General features: G+C 59.8%; 17 protein-coding genes and 1 pseudogene. 5 read left to right on the top strand and 13 right to left on the bottom strand.

The window, feature by feature from the left end:
• Nucleotides 1–44: 44 nt before the first annotated feature.
• The 3 genes and pseudogenes from AC3WTM_RS17625 (at nt 45) to AC3WTM_RS17615 (ending at nt 3,025) form a co-directional block, all read left to right on the top strand.
• A complete protein-coding gene (locus tag AC3WTM_RS17625) occupies nt 45–410 on the top strand; it encodes a DUF2784 domain-containing protein (protein WP_102672564.1) in 366 nt (121 codons plus the stop codon).
• 191 nt (nt 411–601) lie between these two features.
• Nucleotides 602–2,266 (top strand): condensation domain-containing protein, encoded by a 1,665-nt coding sequence (locus AC3WTM_RS17620; protein WP_102672565.1) that lies wholly within the window; start codon nt 602–604, stop codon nt 2,264–2,266.
• A gap of 109 nt (nt 2,267–2,375) precedes the next feature.
• Nucleotides 2,376–3,025, top strand: a pseudogene (locus tag AC3WTM_RS17615) (LysR family transcriptional regulator).
• 40 nt (nt 3,026–3,065) lie between these two features.
• Here the strand turns inward: AC3WTM_RS17615 and AC3WTM_RS17610 are convergent.
• Nucleotides 3,066–4,610, bottom strand: coding sequence for a sensor domain-containing diguanylate cyclase (locus tag AC3WTM_RS17610; RefSeq protein WP_102672566.1), 1,545 nt, complete (start codon nt 4,608–4,610; stop codon nt 3,066–3,068).
• Between the two features lie 82 nt (nt 4,611–4,692).
• Complete coding sequence (locus tag AC3WTM_RS17605; protein WP_102672567.1) at nt 4,693–5,220, bottom strand: DUF3087 family protein; 528 nt, start codon at nt 5,218–5,220, stop codon at nt 4,693–4,695.
• A 233-nt stretch (nt 5,221–5,453) separates the two neighbouring features.
• Between AC3WTM_RS17605 and ppnN the strand changes: the two genes are divergently transcribed.
• Nucleotides 5,454–6,827 carry a nucleotide 5'-monophosphate nucleosidase PpnN gene (gene ppnN / locus AC3WTM_RS17600; protein WP_102672568.1) on the top strand — a complete coding sequence of 458 codons (1,374 nt, stop codon included), beginning with the start codon at nt 5,454–5,456 and terminating at the stop codon, nt 6,825–6,827.
• An 88-nt stretch (nt 6,828–6,915) separates the two neighbouring features.
• On the top strand, nt 6,916–7,356 hold the full coding sequence (locus AC3WTM_RS17595; protein ID WP_102672569.1) for an NUDIX hydrolase: 441 nt from the start codon (nt 6,916–6,918) through the stop codon (nt 7,354–7,356).
• 65 nt (nt 7,357–7,421) lie between these two features.
• On the opposite strand, the gene AC3WTM_RS17590 is transcribed toward AC3WTM_RS17595, so the two are convergent.
• From AC3WTM_RS17590 to AC3WTM_RS17540, 11 genes are all read right to left on the bottom strand, one after another.
• The gene (locus AC3WTM_RS17590) at nt 7,422–7,745 is read right to left on the bottom strand and encodes a DUF6124 family protein (protein WP_102672802.1); all 324 of its coding nucleotides are present in this window, start codon (nt 7,743–7,745) and stop codon (nt 7,422–7,424) included.
• A 917-nt stretch (nt 7,746–8,662) separates the two neighbouring features.
• Complete coding sequence (locus AC3WTM_RS17585; protein WP_102672803.1) at nt 8,663–9,202, bottom strand: type II secretory pathway, pseudopilin PulG; 540 nt, start codon at nt 9,200–9,202, stop codon at nt 8,663–8,665.
• Nucleotides 9,177–9,551, bottom strand: coding sequence for a type II secretion system protein (locus AC3WTM_RS17580; RefSeq protein ID WP_102672804.1), 375 nt, complete (start codon nt 9,549–9,551; stop codon nt 9,177–9,179). Before AC3WTM_RS17580 ends, AC3WTM_RS17585 begins: the two co-directional genes overlap by 26 nt.
• Before the next feature lie 4 nt (nt 9,552–9,555).
• Nucleotides 9,556–10,029 (bottom strand): type II secretion system protein, encoded by a 474-nt coding sequence (locus AC3WTM_RS17575; protein ID WP_102672805.1) that lies wholly within the window; start codon nt 10,027–10,029, stop codon nt 9,556–9,558.
• A gap of 2 nt (nt 10,030–10,031) precedes the next feature.
• Nucleotides 10,032–11,858 carry a secretin GspD/PilQ domain-containing protein gene (locus AC3WTM_RS17570; RefSeq protein ID WP_102672806.1) on the bottom strand — a complete coding sequence of 609 codons (1,827 nt, stop codon included), beginning with the start codon at nt 11,856–11,858 and terminating at the stop codon, nt 10,032–10,034.
• On the bottom strand, nt 11,855–12,373 hold the full coding sequence (locus AC3WTM_RS17565; RefSeq protein WP_102672807.1) for a hypothetical protein: 519 nt from the start codon (nt 12,371–12,373) through the stop codon (nt 11,855–11,857). Before AC3WTM_RS17565 ends, AC3WTM_RS17570 begins: the two co-directional genes overlap by 4 nt.
• Nucleotides 12,373–12,921 (bottom strand): GspMb/PilO family protein, encoded by a 549-nt coding sequence (locus AC3WTM_RS17560; protein WP_102672808.1) that lies wholly within the window; start codon nt 12,919–12,921, stop codon nt 12,373–12,375. The genes AC3WTM_RS17565 and AC3WTM_RS17560 overlap by 1 nt, the downstream gene beginning before the upstream one ends.
• Nucleotides 12,908–13,453: a PilN domain-containing protein gene (locus tag AC3WTM_RS17555; RefSeq protein WP_102672809.1), complete on the bottom strand. Its 546-nt coding sequence runs from the start codon at nt 13,451–13,453 to the stop codon at nt 12,908–12,910. Before AC3WTM_RS17555 ends, AC3WTM_RS17560 begins: the two co-directional genes overlap by 14 nt.
• Nucleotide 13,454: 1 nt before the next feature.
• On the bottom strand, nt 13,455–14,258 hold the full coding sequence (locus tag AC3WTM_RS17550) for a hypothetical protein (RefSeq protein ID WP_102672810.1): 804 nt from the start codon (nt 14,256–14,258) through the stop codon (nt 13,455–13,457).
• Nucleotides 14,239–15,945, bottom strand: coding sequence for a GspE/PulE family protein (locus AC3WTM_RS17545; RefSeq protein WP_102672811.1), 1,707 nt, complete (start codon nt 15,943–15,945; stop codon nt 14,239–14,241). The genes AC3WTM_RS17550 and AC3WTM_RS17545 overlap by 20 nt, the downstream gene beginning before the upstream one ends.
• An 83-nt stretch (nt 15,946–16,028) precedes the next feature.
• A complete protein-coding gene (locus AC3WTM_RS17540) occupies nt 16,029–16,562 on the bottom strand; it encodes a response regulator (RefSeq protein ID WP_102672812.1) in 534 nt (177 codons plus the stop codon).
• Nucleotides 16,563–16,612: the final 50 nt, after the last annotated feature.

The raw sequence follows: 16,612 nt of genomic DNA, 5'->3' as shown, positions 1-16,612 counted from the left end.
CCGAGTAACATGGAGCGATTCGTTCAGCCTTCAGGGGCACCGACATGCTGTACCGAATCGCCGCCGACGGGCTGATGCTGTTTCACTTGCTGTTCATCGTGTTTGTGTTGTTCGGCGGGTTGCTGGTGCTCAAATGGCGCCACCTGATCTGGTGGCACCCGCCGGCCGCGCTGTGGGGTATGGCGGTGGAGTTCTTCCACCTGCCCTGCCCGCTGACCGACTGGGAAAACCGCATGCGCCATGACGCCGGGCAAACCGGCTATGGCGGTGGGTTCATCGAGCATTACATTTGGCCGGTGATTTACCCGGCGGGGCTGACGCCGGCTATTCAACTGTGGCTGGCCGCTGTGGTACTGGCACTCAATGTGCTGGTTTATCTTCGAGTGTTCAGGAAATGGAAGTGCCTCTGAAGGATCGCAGTCTGCGGCCGCTCCCTTTCCAGAGCAAAGAGTTGAATCGGGTGATTAATTTGTAGGAACCGACTCACTCGATAAATGGAAAAGGAGCTGAAAACGCAGGAAAAATCCGACTTAACAATCCATCTACAATCGTCAACAGTACCCCCCCTATAACGGAAAATTTAAACTGCAAAGGGGGCATCATGAGTCGCACCACACCGTCAGTCACTGGCGACGCTTCGACATTCGATCGATTACAAGCTATCTGGAAAGAAATCCTCAACCACCAGGCCATCTCGGCCGACAGCCATTTTTTTGAATGCGGTGCGACTTCCCTGTCGGTCATGATGCTGCTTGGCAAAATTGCCAACCTGTTCAATGTTGACCTGACCCCCAAAGATATTTTCGACCATCCGACACTGGCTCAGCAGACGAGGCTGCTCAACGGCAGCGCACGCCAGGGTAGTGAAAACAGCCTATTGCTGGACGCCCACGTCTGGCGCAAGCGAGAAGGTGAAGATACGCCCGGACTGGCTCAACGCGAGATCCTTGAAAAGCCCAACGAGACCCCAGCCTATCTGGAAAATGTGGTGATGGCGTTTTACATTCGCGGCGAATGTTCAGTGGCCAGGGTTCGCGAAGCCTTCGGCGCCGTACTTGAACAGCAACCGGCGTTACGTTGCAGTTTCGAATTCAACGCTCACGATCAGTGGCGTCGTTCACAACACGCCCTGGATGAGTTCCCGTTGCCTTTTCACCTGATAAACCTGGCGCTTGAAAGCGATATCAGCCGAACCGTGACAGATCTGATCGCTGAAGAAACAGTGACCGCTTTTGACCTGAAACATCCACCGTTAATCCGGGTAACCTACCTTGAATGCCAAGGGACAGACGACGTGCTGATCATCACTGCCCATCACATTGCATTCGATGGCTGGTCAGGTGCGGTACTGATGGACCAGCTTTGCGCGCACTATCAGTCATTACTCGCCACCGGCGTGCCTGACAAAGCCAAATACTGCCTGCAATACGCAGATTATACCGATGCCCAACATCAACGTTTGGCTGAAAACCTGTTGGATAAACATAGTGCTTTTTGGCAAGAGACACTGAAACAACTGCCCGACCCCTTTCCATTGCTCGGCGCTATTGAGCGACCCCGGCAATTCACCTATCGCAGTGCCGTTCTACCGCTTAATCTGGATGTGCAATACCCCGCAATCGCGCAATTGTGCAGCCGAACGGGCTTCAGCCTTTATACCGTTATCCTCACTGCGTTCCTGGTTTCTCTCGCCAGAAACACAGGCACGACCGACCTCTACGTACGTTCTCCGGTGGCTAACCGGACCGACGCGGCCCTGGAGCCGGTAGTGGGGTATTTTGTTCACCCCATGGTGATTCGCCCCCGGCTTTGTGAATGGTCTCCTTCTCTGTTGCTGCTGGAGCAGGTCAACCATTGCGTGTTGGATGCCTATGGCCACGCCATGCTGCCGCCGCATATTTTTGAGGCGCACTGCTCGCCCCGCGCTGTCGCTTACGGCTCCCGATTTCCCTATTGGTATAACCACCATAACTATCCCTCGCGGCAGCGCCAATTAGGCACATCACAGCTCCACGGTATCGGTGTTCCATCCAGCGGGATCAAGACCGATGTTTCGCTTAACACACTACGTACCGAAAGCGGATTGGTCGGTAGTCTTTCCTACTACCGTGACGCCATTTCTGAAGATTGTGTACAAGCCCTGTTGGTCAGCTTCAAGCAGGTATTGAATGAGTTACTTGCCATCCCATCCGGCGTACTTGTCGGCGACAGCACCAACTTCAACCAGGAAGGCTCCGGTAACCAGGCAACCGGGTTGCAGCAATAATCGCGTAGTGGCCCTTGTGGGGATGATCGCGATCTTTATTGCCGCATACGGAACACAGGGAACGCATATTCTTCTGTAGATACCGTATGGCCCCTCAAGAATTTTGCACATGCTGTCGACAGAAGACCCGGCGCTGCTCGAGGCCATCCGCGAAACCGGCAACCTGTCGCGGGCGGCGGCACACCTGGGCAAAGCGCCGTCGACCGTGTCCTATGCGGCGTGGCAACTGGAGGAACGCTTCGATGCATTGCTGTTCGACCGCCGCCGCTACCGTTTGCAACTGACCCCGGCAGGCGAGCGGCTGGTCAACGAAGCGGCGCGGCTGATGCAGGACGTCTCGCGCCCGACCCAACGGGTCCAGCAAGTCGCCTATGGCTGGGAGAGCCGCTTGTGGATCGTCACCGACGAACTGCTGGAGTTCGAGACCTTGATTCCGGTGATCGACGAACTCGACGCACTGAACAATCCGGCGTACCGCTGCGCATAACCCAGGAAGTGCTCAAAGGAGAATGGGAGGCCCTGCGCGAAGACCGCGCGGACAATGCGCGCAAAAATCCTCGCCCAGTGCAATGCACTGGGGGTGGGCTGGCTGCTAAGGAACCGGGTTGGCTCGCTGCTGAAAACGGCACGCTGGTTGAAAAGCCGATGGCCGACCCGCGAGAGCCGAACATCCTGTACGCCGGTTGGCGTGGCGACCATGACGGTCGCGCCCTGGGCTGGTGGCTGGAGCAGCTGAAGAAATCGTACCTGGCTACCTGACTGGTCCAGGGAACGGACCGGTTTGTCTGACGCCCGACGTTCAGTTGGCGATCACGCTCATGTTTCGCCCACTGGCCTTGGCCACGTACAGCGCCTTGTCTGCCGCACCAATCAGGTCTTCGGGGCGGACCGGGGACGCGGCATTGCTGGCACAGACGCCGACACTGACAGTCACGGTGCCTTCCGGGCTGTCACTGTGGGCAATGTCGGCCTGCAGTACCGCACGGCGGATTTTCTCCGCCACCAGAAATGCCCCCACATAGTCGCTGCCGGGCAGCACCACGGCAAACTCTTCGCCACCATAGCGGGCGGCCAGGTCACCGGGACGCTTGATGCTGTCCGTGATGATCGCACTGACCTTGCGCAAACACTCGTCACCGGCCAGGTGGCCGTAGCGGTCGTTGAACGGTTTGAAATGGTCGACATCAATCATCAACAGCGCCAATTCGGACTGGCTGCGTCGGGCACGGCCCATTTCGGCATCGATGAAAGCATCGAGCTGACGGCGGTTGGCCAGCCCCGTCAGCGCGTCCTTGAGGGCCAGGCCTTCGAGGTTGCGATTGACCTCCAGGAGCTTGTCCTGGGTGTCCAGCAACTCGACCTGCACCAGGTTCTGCTGTTTCATCAGCTTGATAAGCCGAAACCCCAGTACCCCGAGAAAACCCAGCAACAGCGTGACGATGCCGGTGCTGAGCAGCGTCTCCTTGCGCCAGCTGCCGAGCACTTCATCCTTGTTCAACGCGGTAAAAACGATCAGCGGATAACCCTCGACCCGGCGATACCCTATCACCCGCTCGACACCGTCGATGATCGACCTGATCGTCGCCGTACCCGCGTCGCCCTTGGGCAACAACTGGGTGAACAACGGGCTCTTGGCGAGGCTGGTGCCGATGTCCGCCTCCTTGAAGGGTCTGCGAATGACAATGCTGGCATTGTCGGCAATCAGGTTGATCACGCCGTTACTGCCCATGTCGATGCTGTCGTAGAGCTGCAGGAAATGGCTGAGGTAAATCGTCGCCACCGCCACCCCGGCAAAGCTGCCGTCGGGATGATTGACCCGGCGCGAAACCGTCATGATCCATTCACCGCTCGAACGGCTCTTGATCGACGGCCCGATGTGCGGCCCACGACTGGGGTTATCGCGATGGAAGGTGAAGTATTCGCGGTCGGAATTGTTGACGCCGGTTTGGCCGGCGCCGTTGGAATTGGCGATCCATTGCCCTTTTTCGTCGAAAACGAACACGCCATGGAGCTGACTCAACTCACTGCGCTGGGCATTGAGCAATGCCGGCAGCCGGGATTGATCCACACCCTCGTGCTCCAGCCGATCGACCAGGGTGAACAACAGTGTGTCGGCCTGCTTGATCGTTGCCTGCGCTTGCGATGCCAGGGTCTGCGCAAGGTTGGACATCGTCACTTCCTTGTCATGCAGGTAGTACTGGCGCGAGCTCCAGGCTTCCCAGATCACGATAGCCACCATCGACAGGCACACTGCGAGCAGCAGGATCACCGCCGAGCGGACCTTGAGCCGGGGCACGGCTGGCCGGAGCATTTCAATATGATCGTTGATCGATGGATGTCCCATGGTGCTCCCTGATTGTCTGTGACAGGGCGATACTTCCTGATCGCCTCTTTTGCACTATGCCTGATACAGGCTCGCAATGATGTTAGCGCGACGCCTGCTTTACCGCCTCCAGCCACGCCGGATCCAGCCGCGTCTGTTCAGTGTCGATGCCCAGCACTTGCATTCGTTCCTTGTGCTGATCCATTTCGCGGAGTAACTGGCCGTGGTCGCTGGAGTTGCCATCGAGTTGATGCATCTGGTTCAACCCCAAATGGTAGAAACGCAACAGCTTCATCGCAACCGGATCGCCCTTTTCCACGGCCGTCGTTACATGATGCATGACATTGGTAACGCTCATCAGGCTGCGCTTGAGTTGCCAACTGTAGACCGCCGGCGCCATCCATTCCTGGCGCCAGAACACCTTGCGCATCAACGCTGCCATCGCCAGCACCGCAACGAACACGCCACCGGCATTGAAGCGCAGATTGTCGCCTCCCGGCGTGCCGAACAGAGCCACCGCCGCCGTGGACAGCACCATCGCCAGCGCCAGAAAGATCAGGGCAATGATGACCGTGCTGCGCCGGGTCTGTTGCCGGTAGGTCTGGGCGTTCATCGGCTGGATTTCGAACATTGCGTCGGGTTTCCTGAGCTTCAATGGTAAAAAGGGGTCTGAGGTAAAAAGACTGCGGGCCATTATCGCCTCTGCGCGGGATTTAGCTATGCTGGGGCTCCTTTTCATCTTTTCATCGTCAAGCAGGGACATGGCGAGACAGCGCAGTTCGTGCCATCTTCTTTCATGAATACACATTATTCGGATGCCATTCGTTGTTGTTGTGTGAATGACATCGTTTTAAGGATCATTGAATGACCCAACGCCAAGTTATCAACGCCTCCGTCAGTCCTAAAGGCAGCCTGGAAACACTCTCGCAACGGGAAGTCCAGCAATTGAGCGAAGCCGGTTCCGGCAGCACCTACACCCTCTTCCGCCAGTGCGCCCTGGCCATCCTCAACACCGGCGCCCATGTCGACAACGCCAAGACCATCCTTGAAGCCTACAAGGATTTTGAAATCCGCATTCACCAGCAGGACCGTGGCGTGCGCCTGGAACTGCTGAACGCCCCGGCCGACGCCTTCGTCGACGGTGAGATGATCGCCAGCACCCGGGAAATGCTGTTCAGCGCCCTGCGTGACATCGTCTACACCGAAAACGAACTCGACAGCCAACGCATCGACCTGAGCAGCTCCCAGGGCATCAGCGATTACGTCTTCCACCTGCTGCGCAACGCCCGCACCCTGCGCCCTGGCGTCGAGCCGAAGATCGTGGTGTGCTGGGGCGGGCACTCGATCAACACCGAAGAATACAAATACACCAAGAAAGTCGGCCACGAACTGGGCCTGCGCAGCCTGGACATCTGCACCGGTTGCGGCCCCGGCGTGATGAAAGGCCCGATGAAAGGCGCCACCATCGCCCACGCCAAGCAACGCATCCACGGCGGCCGCTACCTGGGCCTGACCGAACCCGGAATCATCGCCGCCGAGGCGCCGAACCCGATCGTCAACGAACTGGTGATCCTGCCGGACATCGAAAAACGCCTGGAAGCCTTCGTCCGCGTCGGCCACGGCATCATCATCTTCCCGGGCGGTGCCGGTACGGCCGAAGAGTTCCTGTACCTGCTGGGCATCCTGATGCACCCGGGCAATGAAGGCCTGCCCTTCCCGGTCATCCTCACCGGGCCGAAACACGCCGCGCCGTACCTGGAACAACTGGACGCATTCGTCGGTGCGACCCTGGGCGAAACCGCCAAGCAGCACTACCAGATCATCATCAATGACCCGGCCGAAGTGGCGCGGCAGATGACCCAGGGCCTCAAGGAGGTCAAGCAGTTCCGCCGCGAGCGCAACGACGCGTTCCACTTCAACTGGCTGCTGAAAATCGACGAAGGCTTCCAGCGCCCGTTCGACCCGACCCACGAAAACATGGCCAACCTGAAACTGAGCCTCGATCTGCCGTCCCACGAACTGGCAGCGAACCTGCGCCGCGCGTTCTCCGGCATCGTCGCCGGCAACGTCAAGGACAAGGGCATCCGCCTGATCGAAGAACACGGGCCGTACCAGATCCGTGGCGACGCGGCGATCATGCAACCGCTGGACCTGTTGCTCAAAGCCTTCGTCGCCCAGCACCGGATGAAACTGCCGGGCGGCGCGGCGTATGTGCCGTGTTATCGGGTGGTGGCATAACCCTTTCGGCGTAGTTACGCCGACATGAGCTTTACCGTCGCGAACCGCAATGAAAGCTGCGGTTCGCGGCACTCTATGGAAAGAAAAAATGCGCCAACGTAATTCCGCCAGACTGCTGGTGATCAATCCCTCGCAACAGGTTCTGCTGTTTCACTTCCAACACAAAAACGATGCCCTCGCTGGCCAAAGCCACTGGGCAACACCCGGCGGGGGGCTTGAGCAGGGTGAATCCTTTGAGGTTGCGGCGGTTCGTGAACTGTTTGAAGAGACGGGTTTACTCATCGACACGGTGGGTCCGAGCGTTGCAGAACGCAGTTTTCCAATGATGCTGCCAAGCGGCGAAACGGTGTTGTCCGTTGAGCGCTATTTCGTGGTTCATACCGACAGTGAACACCTGTCCCGGGAGGGATGGACGGCTAACGAAGTCCGGGTAATAGCTGACCATAAATGGTGGTCGGTGGCAGAGCTGCAAGAGACCCGAGAAACGGTGTGGCCGGAGCAGTTGATCACGATGCTGGAAAACGCCTGAAGCGTGCAAGCGAACACAACCTTTGTGGCGAGGGGGCTTGCCCCCTCGCCACAAAGGTTGTGTGTTTAGTCCAATGGGGCAACGTTATCCAGAGCGCGGTTGACCGCCAGGTCCGCCAGCATGATCACCTGCTGGATACCCAACAGCATGCTGCGTTGCGGGCCATCCAGAAACGTGGCGAAATCAGTCGCCATCACGCTTGCTGAAGCCAGCGATTCACAGGCGTGGGCCAACAGGGTTTCGGTGTCGATGTTCGGGGCCATGACGAACATCGTGCTGGGATTGTGGGGGGCGATGCTTTTGAGGATGGCAGGTTTCAGGTGGAGAGTTGATGCACGCTGACTGGTATCGGCTTTTGATTCGGGGGGATTTGGCGTGGGTTTGACCATGACGAAGCTCCTTGATTGATGGAGCCGCCACAATTCGCTGCGAAGCGAAGAAGGTGGCGGCCATACGCGGGTTCGCAGACCGGGAATCAAGGAACCCGGCAGACCCGAAAGTCTCCCGCGCACAGCCGCCATAACGCAAAACAGTGGGCGAACAAAAGCGCCAACTGCAAGGAAACGGTGGCGCTGAGCGCCTTGATTAACCTGGGCTGCGAAACCCGATCGCTGAATTTGCAGCGACCCGGCAACGATAGAATCAGGGTCCAAGGCCCACAAGCCGGCGGATTCTGGCGTAGATGTAGGCAACGACGCAAGGCGGTGTAGCCTCACTCCTGATCCTACAGCCGCCTCTGACATCCACAAATTCCTGTGGTGTGAGCCAAAGGATTATCGTTGGTTGTAAGACCGCCATCGCGAGCAAGCTCGCTCCCACAGAAGAGCAGAGCAAAAGCAGGGCCCCGTACCCCCACGCTCTTCACCACTCATCAGGCCGAGCGTTAGCTCGCCTGCAGCTTTTGATCTTGATCCACCCGCCCCCTCGGCAGGCTGAGTGGAGGTGTTTATCCGGGGATTGGCGCGCAGCGCCGTTCGACGCAGTCGAACACATCGCATGTAGGTGCCAGCGAAGCCAACCGGAGGGCGATGCCCCCGGATGAATGCCGGAGCGAAGGAACCCCGAGCCTCAGCGAGGGGCCGTACGTAAGGGGCGAGACTTTTTGGTTCCTTTTGGCTGGGCCGGCACTCCGGGCGTTTGACAAAAGGGACTCGCCGTAAGGGCGAAACCGCCAGCCGCCGTTACCGCAGCAATGGATATGTACACGGTCAACAAAAGACAGGTCGGCTGTCAGGCCGCCTTCGCGAGCAAGCCCGCTCCCACAATTGGAACGGGTACATTTGGCGGAAATGTGTTGACTGAAGGTTTAAGGCTGCAATGCCTGAGGTTCAGTGGACTGTGCTTTCGGCAGCCCGTCGGTACCTTCGAAGGAGACTTTCTCGGCCACGAACTGCCAATCCTTGTAGCTGGCCATGCCTTTGAAGTCCGCCCACTGGCTGGGAAAATTCTCTTGCTTGAGCGGCTTCTGCTCGGACGGGCAGTACACACCGCTGATCCGCCCGTCCAAATCGCGCATCAGCTCCCATTCACCACCCGTCATCGGCTCCGGGTACAACTGCCGCAGATGGTGCCTGGCCGACGGGAAACGCTCATCCTGCAACAGGTCCTTGAGTTCTTTCGGATACTGGGCCATACCGGGCGAGCTGCGGTAATAGCTACGCAGCGCCTGGGCATATTGCGTACCGACCCAGAGCAACTGGTTTTCGCGATCGCGGCGCGAAGCGGTGGCCCACAACTCGCCGGCACTGGCCAGGCCCATGCCTAGCACGACGACCAGAAACAGCACACCCAGGTAGGTGAACCCGTCCTGGTTGGAAGGTTTACCACTCGGAATACAGGGTGCCATCACGCGCCCTCCCGCTGGCCCCACTCTTGATATCGGCCACCCCGCCCGCCACGCCATCCGGTGGCGCGACTATGACCCAGGTGTCCTTGCGCTCGGCAATCGGGTCCAGCGGCTGGTTGCGCAGGTAGCGCAGTTCGACCAGCTGTTCGATGGAGTCAGGATAACGCCCGGTGTCTCCATAGTAATGATCCAGTGCCTCACGCATGGACGACAGGCTCTGATGCAAAGTGGTCTCTTTGGAAGCTTCCAGGCTGCTGAAGTAGCGTGGCAAGGCGATCGTCATCAGGGTCGCGATGATTGCCATGACCACCATCAGTTCAATCAGGGTAAAGCCCTTTTGCCGACGCATATGCTCACCACTCTCGGTAGGCGATGCCATTGAGGCCCTTGCCGCGGGCTTTGGAGTAAACGTCAAAGACGTCCTGGCCCTCGCGCGGGTTCTCAGCCGAACTGTCATAGGAACGCAGGCCCCAGCCGCCCTCGTCGTCACGCTTGACGGCTGCCAGCGGGTCACGGGGGATGCGCCGCAGGAAGTAGAACTTGGCGCCCTTTGCGCTGCGCGTGTCACGCACACCCTCGACCAGTACTTGCAGGTTCGGCGGGTAGCCGCTGCTGTCGAGCGACTTCTCGATGTAGCCCGCGTCGACGGCTTGTTTGTAAGCGTCGATGGCATCGCGGATCTGGTACAGCGCGGTTCGCAGGTCCTGCTCTTTGCCCCGACGCACCACGGTCTCGGTCAGCGGTGCGGCCATGCCGGCCAGCAGGCCGACCAGGGCGAGCGTCACCACGACTTCGACCAGGCTAAAACCGCGTTGCGAGGCGTTCATGATCAAGGCTTCCCGACGGTAACGGTGGTGGCGATCGGGGCGGTCATGGGGTTGACCTGAACCGTGGTGCTCATCGAACGGTCCGGTGCCTGGATGTGCATGCTGGTTTCGGTACCGGTCGGGAACTCCATGTCCGACGGACTCTGGTACGGCAGATTGCGCACGATCCGCGGGGTGATCGACAGCACCAGTTCGGATTTGATGACATCGTCCCTGTTGCTGCCAAACAGGCGACCCAGGCCGGGAATGTCGCCAAGGCCGGGAATCTTGTTGCCGGTGGCGCCGTGGTCGTCGCGCACCAGACCGGCGAGGATCTGGGTTTCGCCGTCATGCAGACGCAAGGTGGTCTGGGCGTTGCGGGTATCGACCTGGACCGGAATGGTGCCCTGAGCGGTCGGTGTCAGCGGCGTGGCGTTACTGACTTCCAGCGCGATCTTGATCGCCACTTCGTTGTTCAGGTGCACGATGGGCTGCACTTCGAGCTTCAGACCGACGTCGAGGTAGGTCACGCTTTCGGTGATCACCGGGCCCTGGGTCGAAGGCACCGAGGTGGCGCTGATGATCGGCACGCGCTGACCGATGTGGATGCGCGCCTGTTCGCGGTTGCTGACCCGAATCACGGGGCTGGCCAGGGTATTGATGTCCTTGTCCTGGGCATTGATCTTGGCCTGGGGCGATGGCGAGATCGTGATGCGGCCGGAGTTGATGCCCTTGAGCTGATCGAGAAGGGTCACCGCCGATCCATCGCTGTTGACCACGCCGAAGGTGTTGGGCCATTGCAGGCCAAGGTCGAGAATGCGTTGGCGGGCGACTTCCATCACTTCCACTTCCAGCACCACTTCCGGGTTGGACTGATCCTGCGATTGCAGGAGTTTTTCCGCCATACGCACAGCGTCACCGGTATCACGCATGGTCAGGGTGTTGAGGCGCTCATCGACGAACACGTCGCGGGTCTTGAGCATGGTCTTGATCATGTTCAACGCTGTGTTGGCATCGATGCTGGTCAGGTAGAAGGTGCGCATCACCAGCTCCTGGTAATCCTTGATTTTCTGCGGCGAGTCCGGGTAGATCAGCACGGTATTTTCATTGACCACTTTCTGATGCAGCTGGTTCTGTTGCAGCAGCAGATCCACGGCGTCTTCGATACGCACGTCACGTACGAAGATCGTGGCCTTCATGTCCGGGCGCAGGTCCTTGTCGAAGATGAAGTTGAGGCCGGCGACCTGGGACAGCACTTCGAAAATGGTCTTGAGGTTGGCATCGCGAAACTCCAGGGTCACCGGCCGGTCAAGGCGCGTGCGCAGTTGTGGGTACTGCACCACATTGCGGCTCTGCACCAGGCGGATGCTGCCTTGCAGTTCCAGGGCGCCTTCGTTCTTCGGGTCCAGCTCGAGAATCTGTCTGACCTGGCGGTCGGCACCATAGATGTCACCGCGACGCAGGTCGCCACGGGCCAGTTCGAGTTTCTCATCCATGCTGCGCAGGTAGTCGAGCTGGCGCAGGGAATCCTGGGCACGGCGGTTGTTCGGTTCGATGTTCAAGACCCGGCTGTAAGTCATGCGGGCCCCGGCGAAATTACGCTGGGTGCGGTCCATGTCGGCCTGGGTCAGAAGTGCCGTCACGGCGCGGGCCCGTCCGCTGTTGAGAGCCATGTGCAATTCGGTATCGCGAGGGTTTTCCCGCAATCCTTCTTCGATGCGCGCCAGACCGGCTTCATACTGACCCGATTCGATCAGGGCGGAAGCTTCATCCCTGGCCACCTGCGCCGAACTGCATGCGGCCAGCCCCGCGCAGAGACAAAGGCTCATCAGCAAACGGGATTTGTTCATTCCGTACTCCCCACAGACAAGGTCTGCGCCAAATGCAGAGGCAGGTAGACCAGGCTCAGTTCCTTATCGGAAATCCGCTCGATCCGCCAGGTTTCGTCGATGACATCCCCTTTGCGCACGACGTATATTTTTTCGCCGCTCTGCAAAAACACCTGCAGATCGGAACGGTCATCCAGCCTGCCGACAAACTGGAAGGGCAACGGTGGTGCAGTGGGGACTTGCACCACAGGAGTAACGACTACCGGTTGTTCAGTGACGGTGCCAAGGGCCGGCGCCGCTATCCAGCTGCGGGCGGCGAACAGGTCGCCTGCCGGGCTCAGGTCCTTGATCGGCGCCAGCGCAGCGGCGCTCGATGCAGCCGTTGATGCGCCAGGGGTCTTGCCCTTGGCTGGCGTAGCCGCGGTGGCCACCGCAAGGTCGCTGTCGTCGGCCTGATTGAAGTATTCGGGGAGCCAGGCGAGCGCTGCCGCTACACCGAAAAACGCCACCCAACCCGACACTCGTTTGGTATTCATCATGACCTCGACAGGTAAAGGGTCATGCGGATCCGCCCGGTCAGGTCGGTATCGGCGATATTCTTGCGTTGTAGCTCCACATCCTCGAGCACCACCGCCGGCAACTGGCCGAGCAAGGCGTGCAGGAAACGCCTCAGTTGCGGGTAGCTGCCACGTACCGGCAGCAAAATCTGATAACGGGCCAGGTGGGTCTTGGGGTCCACGCCCAGGGAGTATTCACCCCGGGACAAGGTGATGCGTTCCTGGGCGGCCAAGGCGTAGATCTTGTCGATGGCCACGGTGGCCTGGGGCTGGGACGGCAACTTGCTGCGAAAATCGTCGAGCTGGCGCTGCGGCACCACTGGCGCGGCCACGCTGCCGTCTTCGACCTTGGCCAGGTACTCGGTGGCTTCGCGAGTCTGCTGGCTGAGGCTTTGCAGCGACTCCCAGTCCGGCAGCAACCCCACCAGGCCATAGCTCAGCGCCAGCACCAGCATGGCCATCCCTGCCAGCCCCGGAACGCCCAGGCCTTGCAGGTATTCGTGGATGATCAATTTATGGATTTGCATCGCCGATCTCCCAGGTAGCCAACAGGTTGAACTGCACCGGGTGTTCCGGCACGTTGGCGACAATTTCGTGGCTCAGCAGCGATACGTCGGACAGCTCGTCGCTGGCTTCGAGACGGCGGTGAAAATCGAGCATGGCGTCCAGGTCCAACGCCTCGGCGCTGATCCGCACCTGGCCCTTGCGGGCGTCCGGGGTCAGGGTCAGCAGGGCAATGTTGTCCCGCGGCATGGCTTCGAGGGTGGCGAACAGGCGTTCCCAAGGGCGGCGCAACTGCTGGGAGACCTTGCGCATTTCCGCCAGGTTATGCGCCTGCTCGCGAATTTGCGCCGGGGTCAGACTGAGCTTGCTGCCGGTATCGCCGGTGAGCACTCGCTGTGTGATTTGCAGATGACCTTGCTGTTGTTCGGCCTCGTGGCTCAGGTGCTGTTGCACCAGCAGGCAAGTTAGTGTCAGCACCACGCCACCTGCCAGCAGGCTCCAGCCCAAGGGGCCTGCACGGCGGCGCGGCTGAAAGTCGAGCATCAGGGGGCGCATGTCAGGCCACCGCCCGAGACATGAGGTACAGACAATCGCGTACGGCTGTCCGGTCTTCTTCGAGGGTGCGCAGATGCACACCAGGCACGTCAGGAGGCGAATCGATGCGCGCCGGTGCATGCAGGTAGACATTCAACGGCCGTTCGCTGCTGGAAGCCTGCAACTGGTGTTCACGACCGATCAACGCGGTCAACGCCGCATCGCTGTCGCTGCTGCCCACCGATCGCACCGAGGTCCAGCGCCCTTCCCTGGCCAGCAGCAACACGCTGCGCACCGGTTCGGCGACCACGAACAGGAAATCCCCGGCCTCAAAGCTTTTATCGAAATGGTTGAACGCCGTCATCAGGTACGGCTGTACCGAACGCAAGCGCAAACCGCGAGCCCTGACCAGGGCGCGCAGGCGCTCGAGCAAGTCCTGTGGCAGCGCGGTGGCGATACGGTCGTAACCGGCGGGTTCGGCCGAGAGCACCAGGCTCCAGGGTTGTGTCGGGGCACCGTAGAGGTCTTCGAAACACAGTTGGGCGAAGCCGAGTAATTCGGCCGGGCTGCTGATCTGCTCACTCCAGGGCACCAGGCAATAACGGCTGAAGTGCCCGGAGATCACCACCGTCAGTTCCGCCCTGGCAACAGTGTGTTCGGCCAACAAACAGTCGAGGGTATCGAGGGCCACCGTCCAAGCCTGGAAGCCTTCATCAATGTAGCCAACGCTGCCCAGCCAGCGGGTTGCAGCGCCTTGCCGCTGCCCCAGGCCAACACCGCTTGCACCGAGCACGGCGACAAAATGCTCACGAGATAAAAGTGACACGATTGATCTCCTCGAGAGTCGTCCGGCCTTGTTCCACCATCTCCAGCGCCGACTCGCGCAACAGGCGCAAGCCACGTTTGCAGGCGTGCGCCTTGATTTTCGAAATGGGTTGGCGCTCGACGATCATTTGCCGCAACTCGTCGTCCAGGTGCAGCAACTCGGCAATTGCGCTACGCCCGCGATAACCGGTGCCCCGGCAATGCCCGCAGCCCTTGCCGTGGACGAACTGGTAGTGAGCGACCTTTTGCGGATCAAGCCCCGAGACCTCCAGCTCTTCTTGCGTCGGGCTGTAGGGGCTGCTGCAACTGGTGCAGACCAGGCGGATCAAACGCTGGGCCAGTACGGCATTGAGTGCCGAGACCAGGCTGTAGGGATCGATTTCCATCTGGGTGAAACGGCCGATGACGTCGAACACGTTGTTGGCGTGAATGGTGGTGAACACAAGGTGACCGGTAAGCGCCGATTGCACGGCAATCTGTGCGGTGTCCGGGTCGCGGATTTCACCGACCATGATCTTGTCCGGGTCATGGCGCAGGATCGAGCGCAGGCCCCGGGCGAAGGTCAGGCCTTTCTTCTCGTTGACGGGGATCTGCAGCACCCCCGGCAATTGATACTCCACCGGGTCCTCAATAGTGATGATCTTGTCCACACCGTGGTTGATCTCGGTGATCATCGCGTACAGGGTGGTGGTCTTGCCGCTACCGGTCGGCCCGGTCACCAGCACCATTCCGTAGGGTTCGGCGGCCAGCCGGCGTAACTGGCGCAAGGTTTCCTCTTCAAAGCCCAGGGCCTGCAACTGCACGCCACAGGCCTTGTCCGCCAAGTCCTGTTTGTCGAGTACCCGCAGCACCGCGTCTTCGCCGAATATGCTCGGCATGATCGACACCCGGAAGTCGATCTGCCGGCCGCTGATGCCGATCTTGAAGCGACCATCCTGGGGCACGCGTTTTTCGCCGATATCCAGTTCGGCCATTACCTTGACCCGGGAAATCACCTGCTCGGCGAACTCGCTGCCCTGGATTTTGCTGATGTTATTGAGCACGCCGTCGATCCGGTACTTGATCACCAAGCCGCTGCCGGTGGTGCCGAGGTGGATGTCGCTGGCGTGCATTTTCAGCGCGTCGTACAGGGTCGAGTTGACCAGTTTGACCACGACGCTGGAATCTTCGCTGATGCTGGTCAGGGACAAGCTTTGCAGGTTATCGATTTCGGCGCCGGCGTCGCTTTGGGCGTTGAGCGACTCCACCGCATGGAAGCTTTCTTCGTGACGTGCCAGATAGGCCTTCAGGTCATCGGCATGCACCAGGTACAGCGGCGCGCCTTGCAGGCACTCATCGATCCAGGCCAGGCGCGCACTGTCGAATGGGTCGGCGAACACACCGATGACCGCATCGTTGTGACGCAACAGGGTGAATTCGCGCTTGAGGCATTGGGCCAGGGTCACACGGTCGAACACCGGCGTGGAATTGAACAGGCTGTCGGTGTCGAGCACCGGGTAGTGCAGGGTTACGCCGAGGCATTGAATGAAAGGCATCGGAGCCAGTGCGCACAGCCGCCCCAAGGCGTCCAGCATCCGCTCGCCGGAACTGCTGGCCAAGGCTCGGGCCTGGGCCAGTTGCTCACTGGTAAAACGAGTCGGTGAACATTCCGGTTGCGCCGGTTCTACGGCAAAGGATAGACGGTCCATGGCTTGCTCTCCAACGCCCGGGGCTTTGGGCCCTGTCGGCGCGGCGAGCCATTCGGCGGAGGCCGGAACGTCTTGTCGCGCCACTACTCCCCGGTGAGCAACTGTTCGTCGTCTGGCGCCTTGGAGGCCGATGTACTTTTTCGGCGATCTGCCAGCACCCAGCTACCGTCGTACAACTGCAGCGGGAAACTCTCGGTCCTGCTCTGGCGTCGTTCGACAAAGCCTTCGGAAGTGCTCACCCCCACTTTGGGTTCGCGTTGCCTGCCCAGAAGATCAAGCACGGCACGAGCCAATTCCGCCAATGGAAACGGTTTGAACAGGATATGGCTGACGCCCAGTTGCCGGGCCCGCTCGCAAACCTCTGCGGTTGGATGCCCTGTGATCAGCACGAAATGACACTTCCTGTTCTGGCGGACGGCATCGAGCACCTGAAAGCCTTCCATATCGGGCAAGCGGTAATCGAACACCATCACATCGGGCGCGAAATCATCGGCTTCAGCGATTCCTTTCGCACCGTCGTGGGCAATCCGGACTTCCAGTGCTTGCGCCTGCAGGTAACCCTGGAGGTTCTCCGCCAGCAACTGTTCGTCATCAACAACCAGTACTTTATTCAACAAGGTGGACTCCTTGAAACCGCAGGTCCGGATTTGAACCTGACGGAGTGCGC

The organism is Pseudomonas sp. EU05-FHT14B02, from assembly GCF_058791055.1.
This window is presented reverse-complemented; position numbering and strand designations above follow the sequence as displayed.

Coding starts and splice junctions, on each gene's coding strand:
- AC3WTM_RS17625 (WP_102672564.1), top strand. CDS start 45: ATGCTGTACCGAATCGCCGCCGACGGGCTGATGCTGTTTCACTTGCTG.
- AC3WTM_RS17620 (WP_102672565.1), top strand. CDS start 602: ATGAGTCGCACCACACCGTCAGTCACTGGCGACGCTTCGACATTCGAT.
- AC3WTM_RS17610 (WP_102672566.1), bottom strand. CDS start 4,610: ATGGGACATCCATCGATCAACGATCATATTGAAATGCTCCGGCCAGCC.
- AC3WTM_RS17605 (WP_102672567.1), bottom strand. CDS start 5,220: ATGTTCGAAATCCAGCCGATGAACGCCCAGACCTACCGGCAACAGACC.
- ppnN (WP_102672568.1), top strand. CDS start 5,454: ATGACCCAACGCCAAGTTATCAACGCCTCCGTCAGTCCTAAAGGCAGC.
- AC3WTM_RS17595 (WP_102672569.1), top strand. CDS start 6,916: ATGCGCCAACGTAATTCCGCCAGACTGCTGGTGATCAATCCCTCGCAA.
- AC3WTM_RS17590 (WP_102672802.1), bottom strand. CDS start 7,745: ATGGTCAAACCCACGCCAAATCCCCCCGAATCAAAAGCCGATACCAGT.
- AC3WTM_RS17585 (WP_102672803.1), bottom strand. CDS start 9,202: ATGGCACCCTGTATTCCGAGTGGTAAACCTTCCAACCAGGACGGGTTC.
- AC3WTM_RS17580 (WP_102672804.1), bottom strand. CDS start 9,551: ATGCGTCGGCAAAAGGGCTTTACCCTGATTGAACTGATGGTGGTCATG.
- AC3WTM_RS17575 (WP_102672805.1), bottom strand. CDS start 10,029: ATGAACGCCTCGCAACGCGGTTTTAGCCTGGTCGAAGTCGTGGTGACG.
- AC3WTM_RS17570 (WP_102672806.1), bottom strand. CDS start 11,858: ATGAACAAATCCCGTTTGCTGATGAGCCTTTGTCTCTGCGCGGGGCTG.
- AC3WTM_RS17565 (WP_102672807.1), bottom strand. CDS start 12,373: ATGAATACCAAACGAGTGTCGGGTTGGGTGGCGTTTTTCGGTGTAGCG.
- AC3WTM_RS17560 (WP_102672808.1), bottom strand. CDS start 12,921: ATGCAAATCCATAAATTGATCATCCACGAATACCTGCAAGGCCTGGGC.
- AC3WTM_RS17555 (WP_102672809.1), bottom strand. CDS start 13,453: ATGCGCCCCCTGATGCTCGACTTTCAGCCGCGCCGCCGTGCAGGCCCC.
- AC3WTM_RS17545 (WP_102672811.1), bottom strand. CDS start 15,945: ATGGACCGTCTATCCTTTGCCGTAGAACCGGCGCAACCGGAATGTTCA.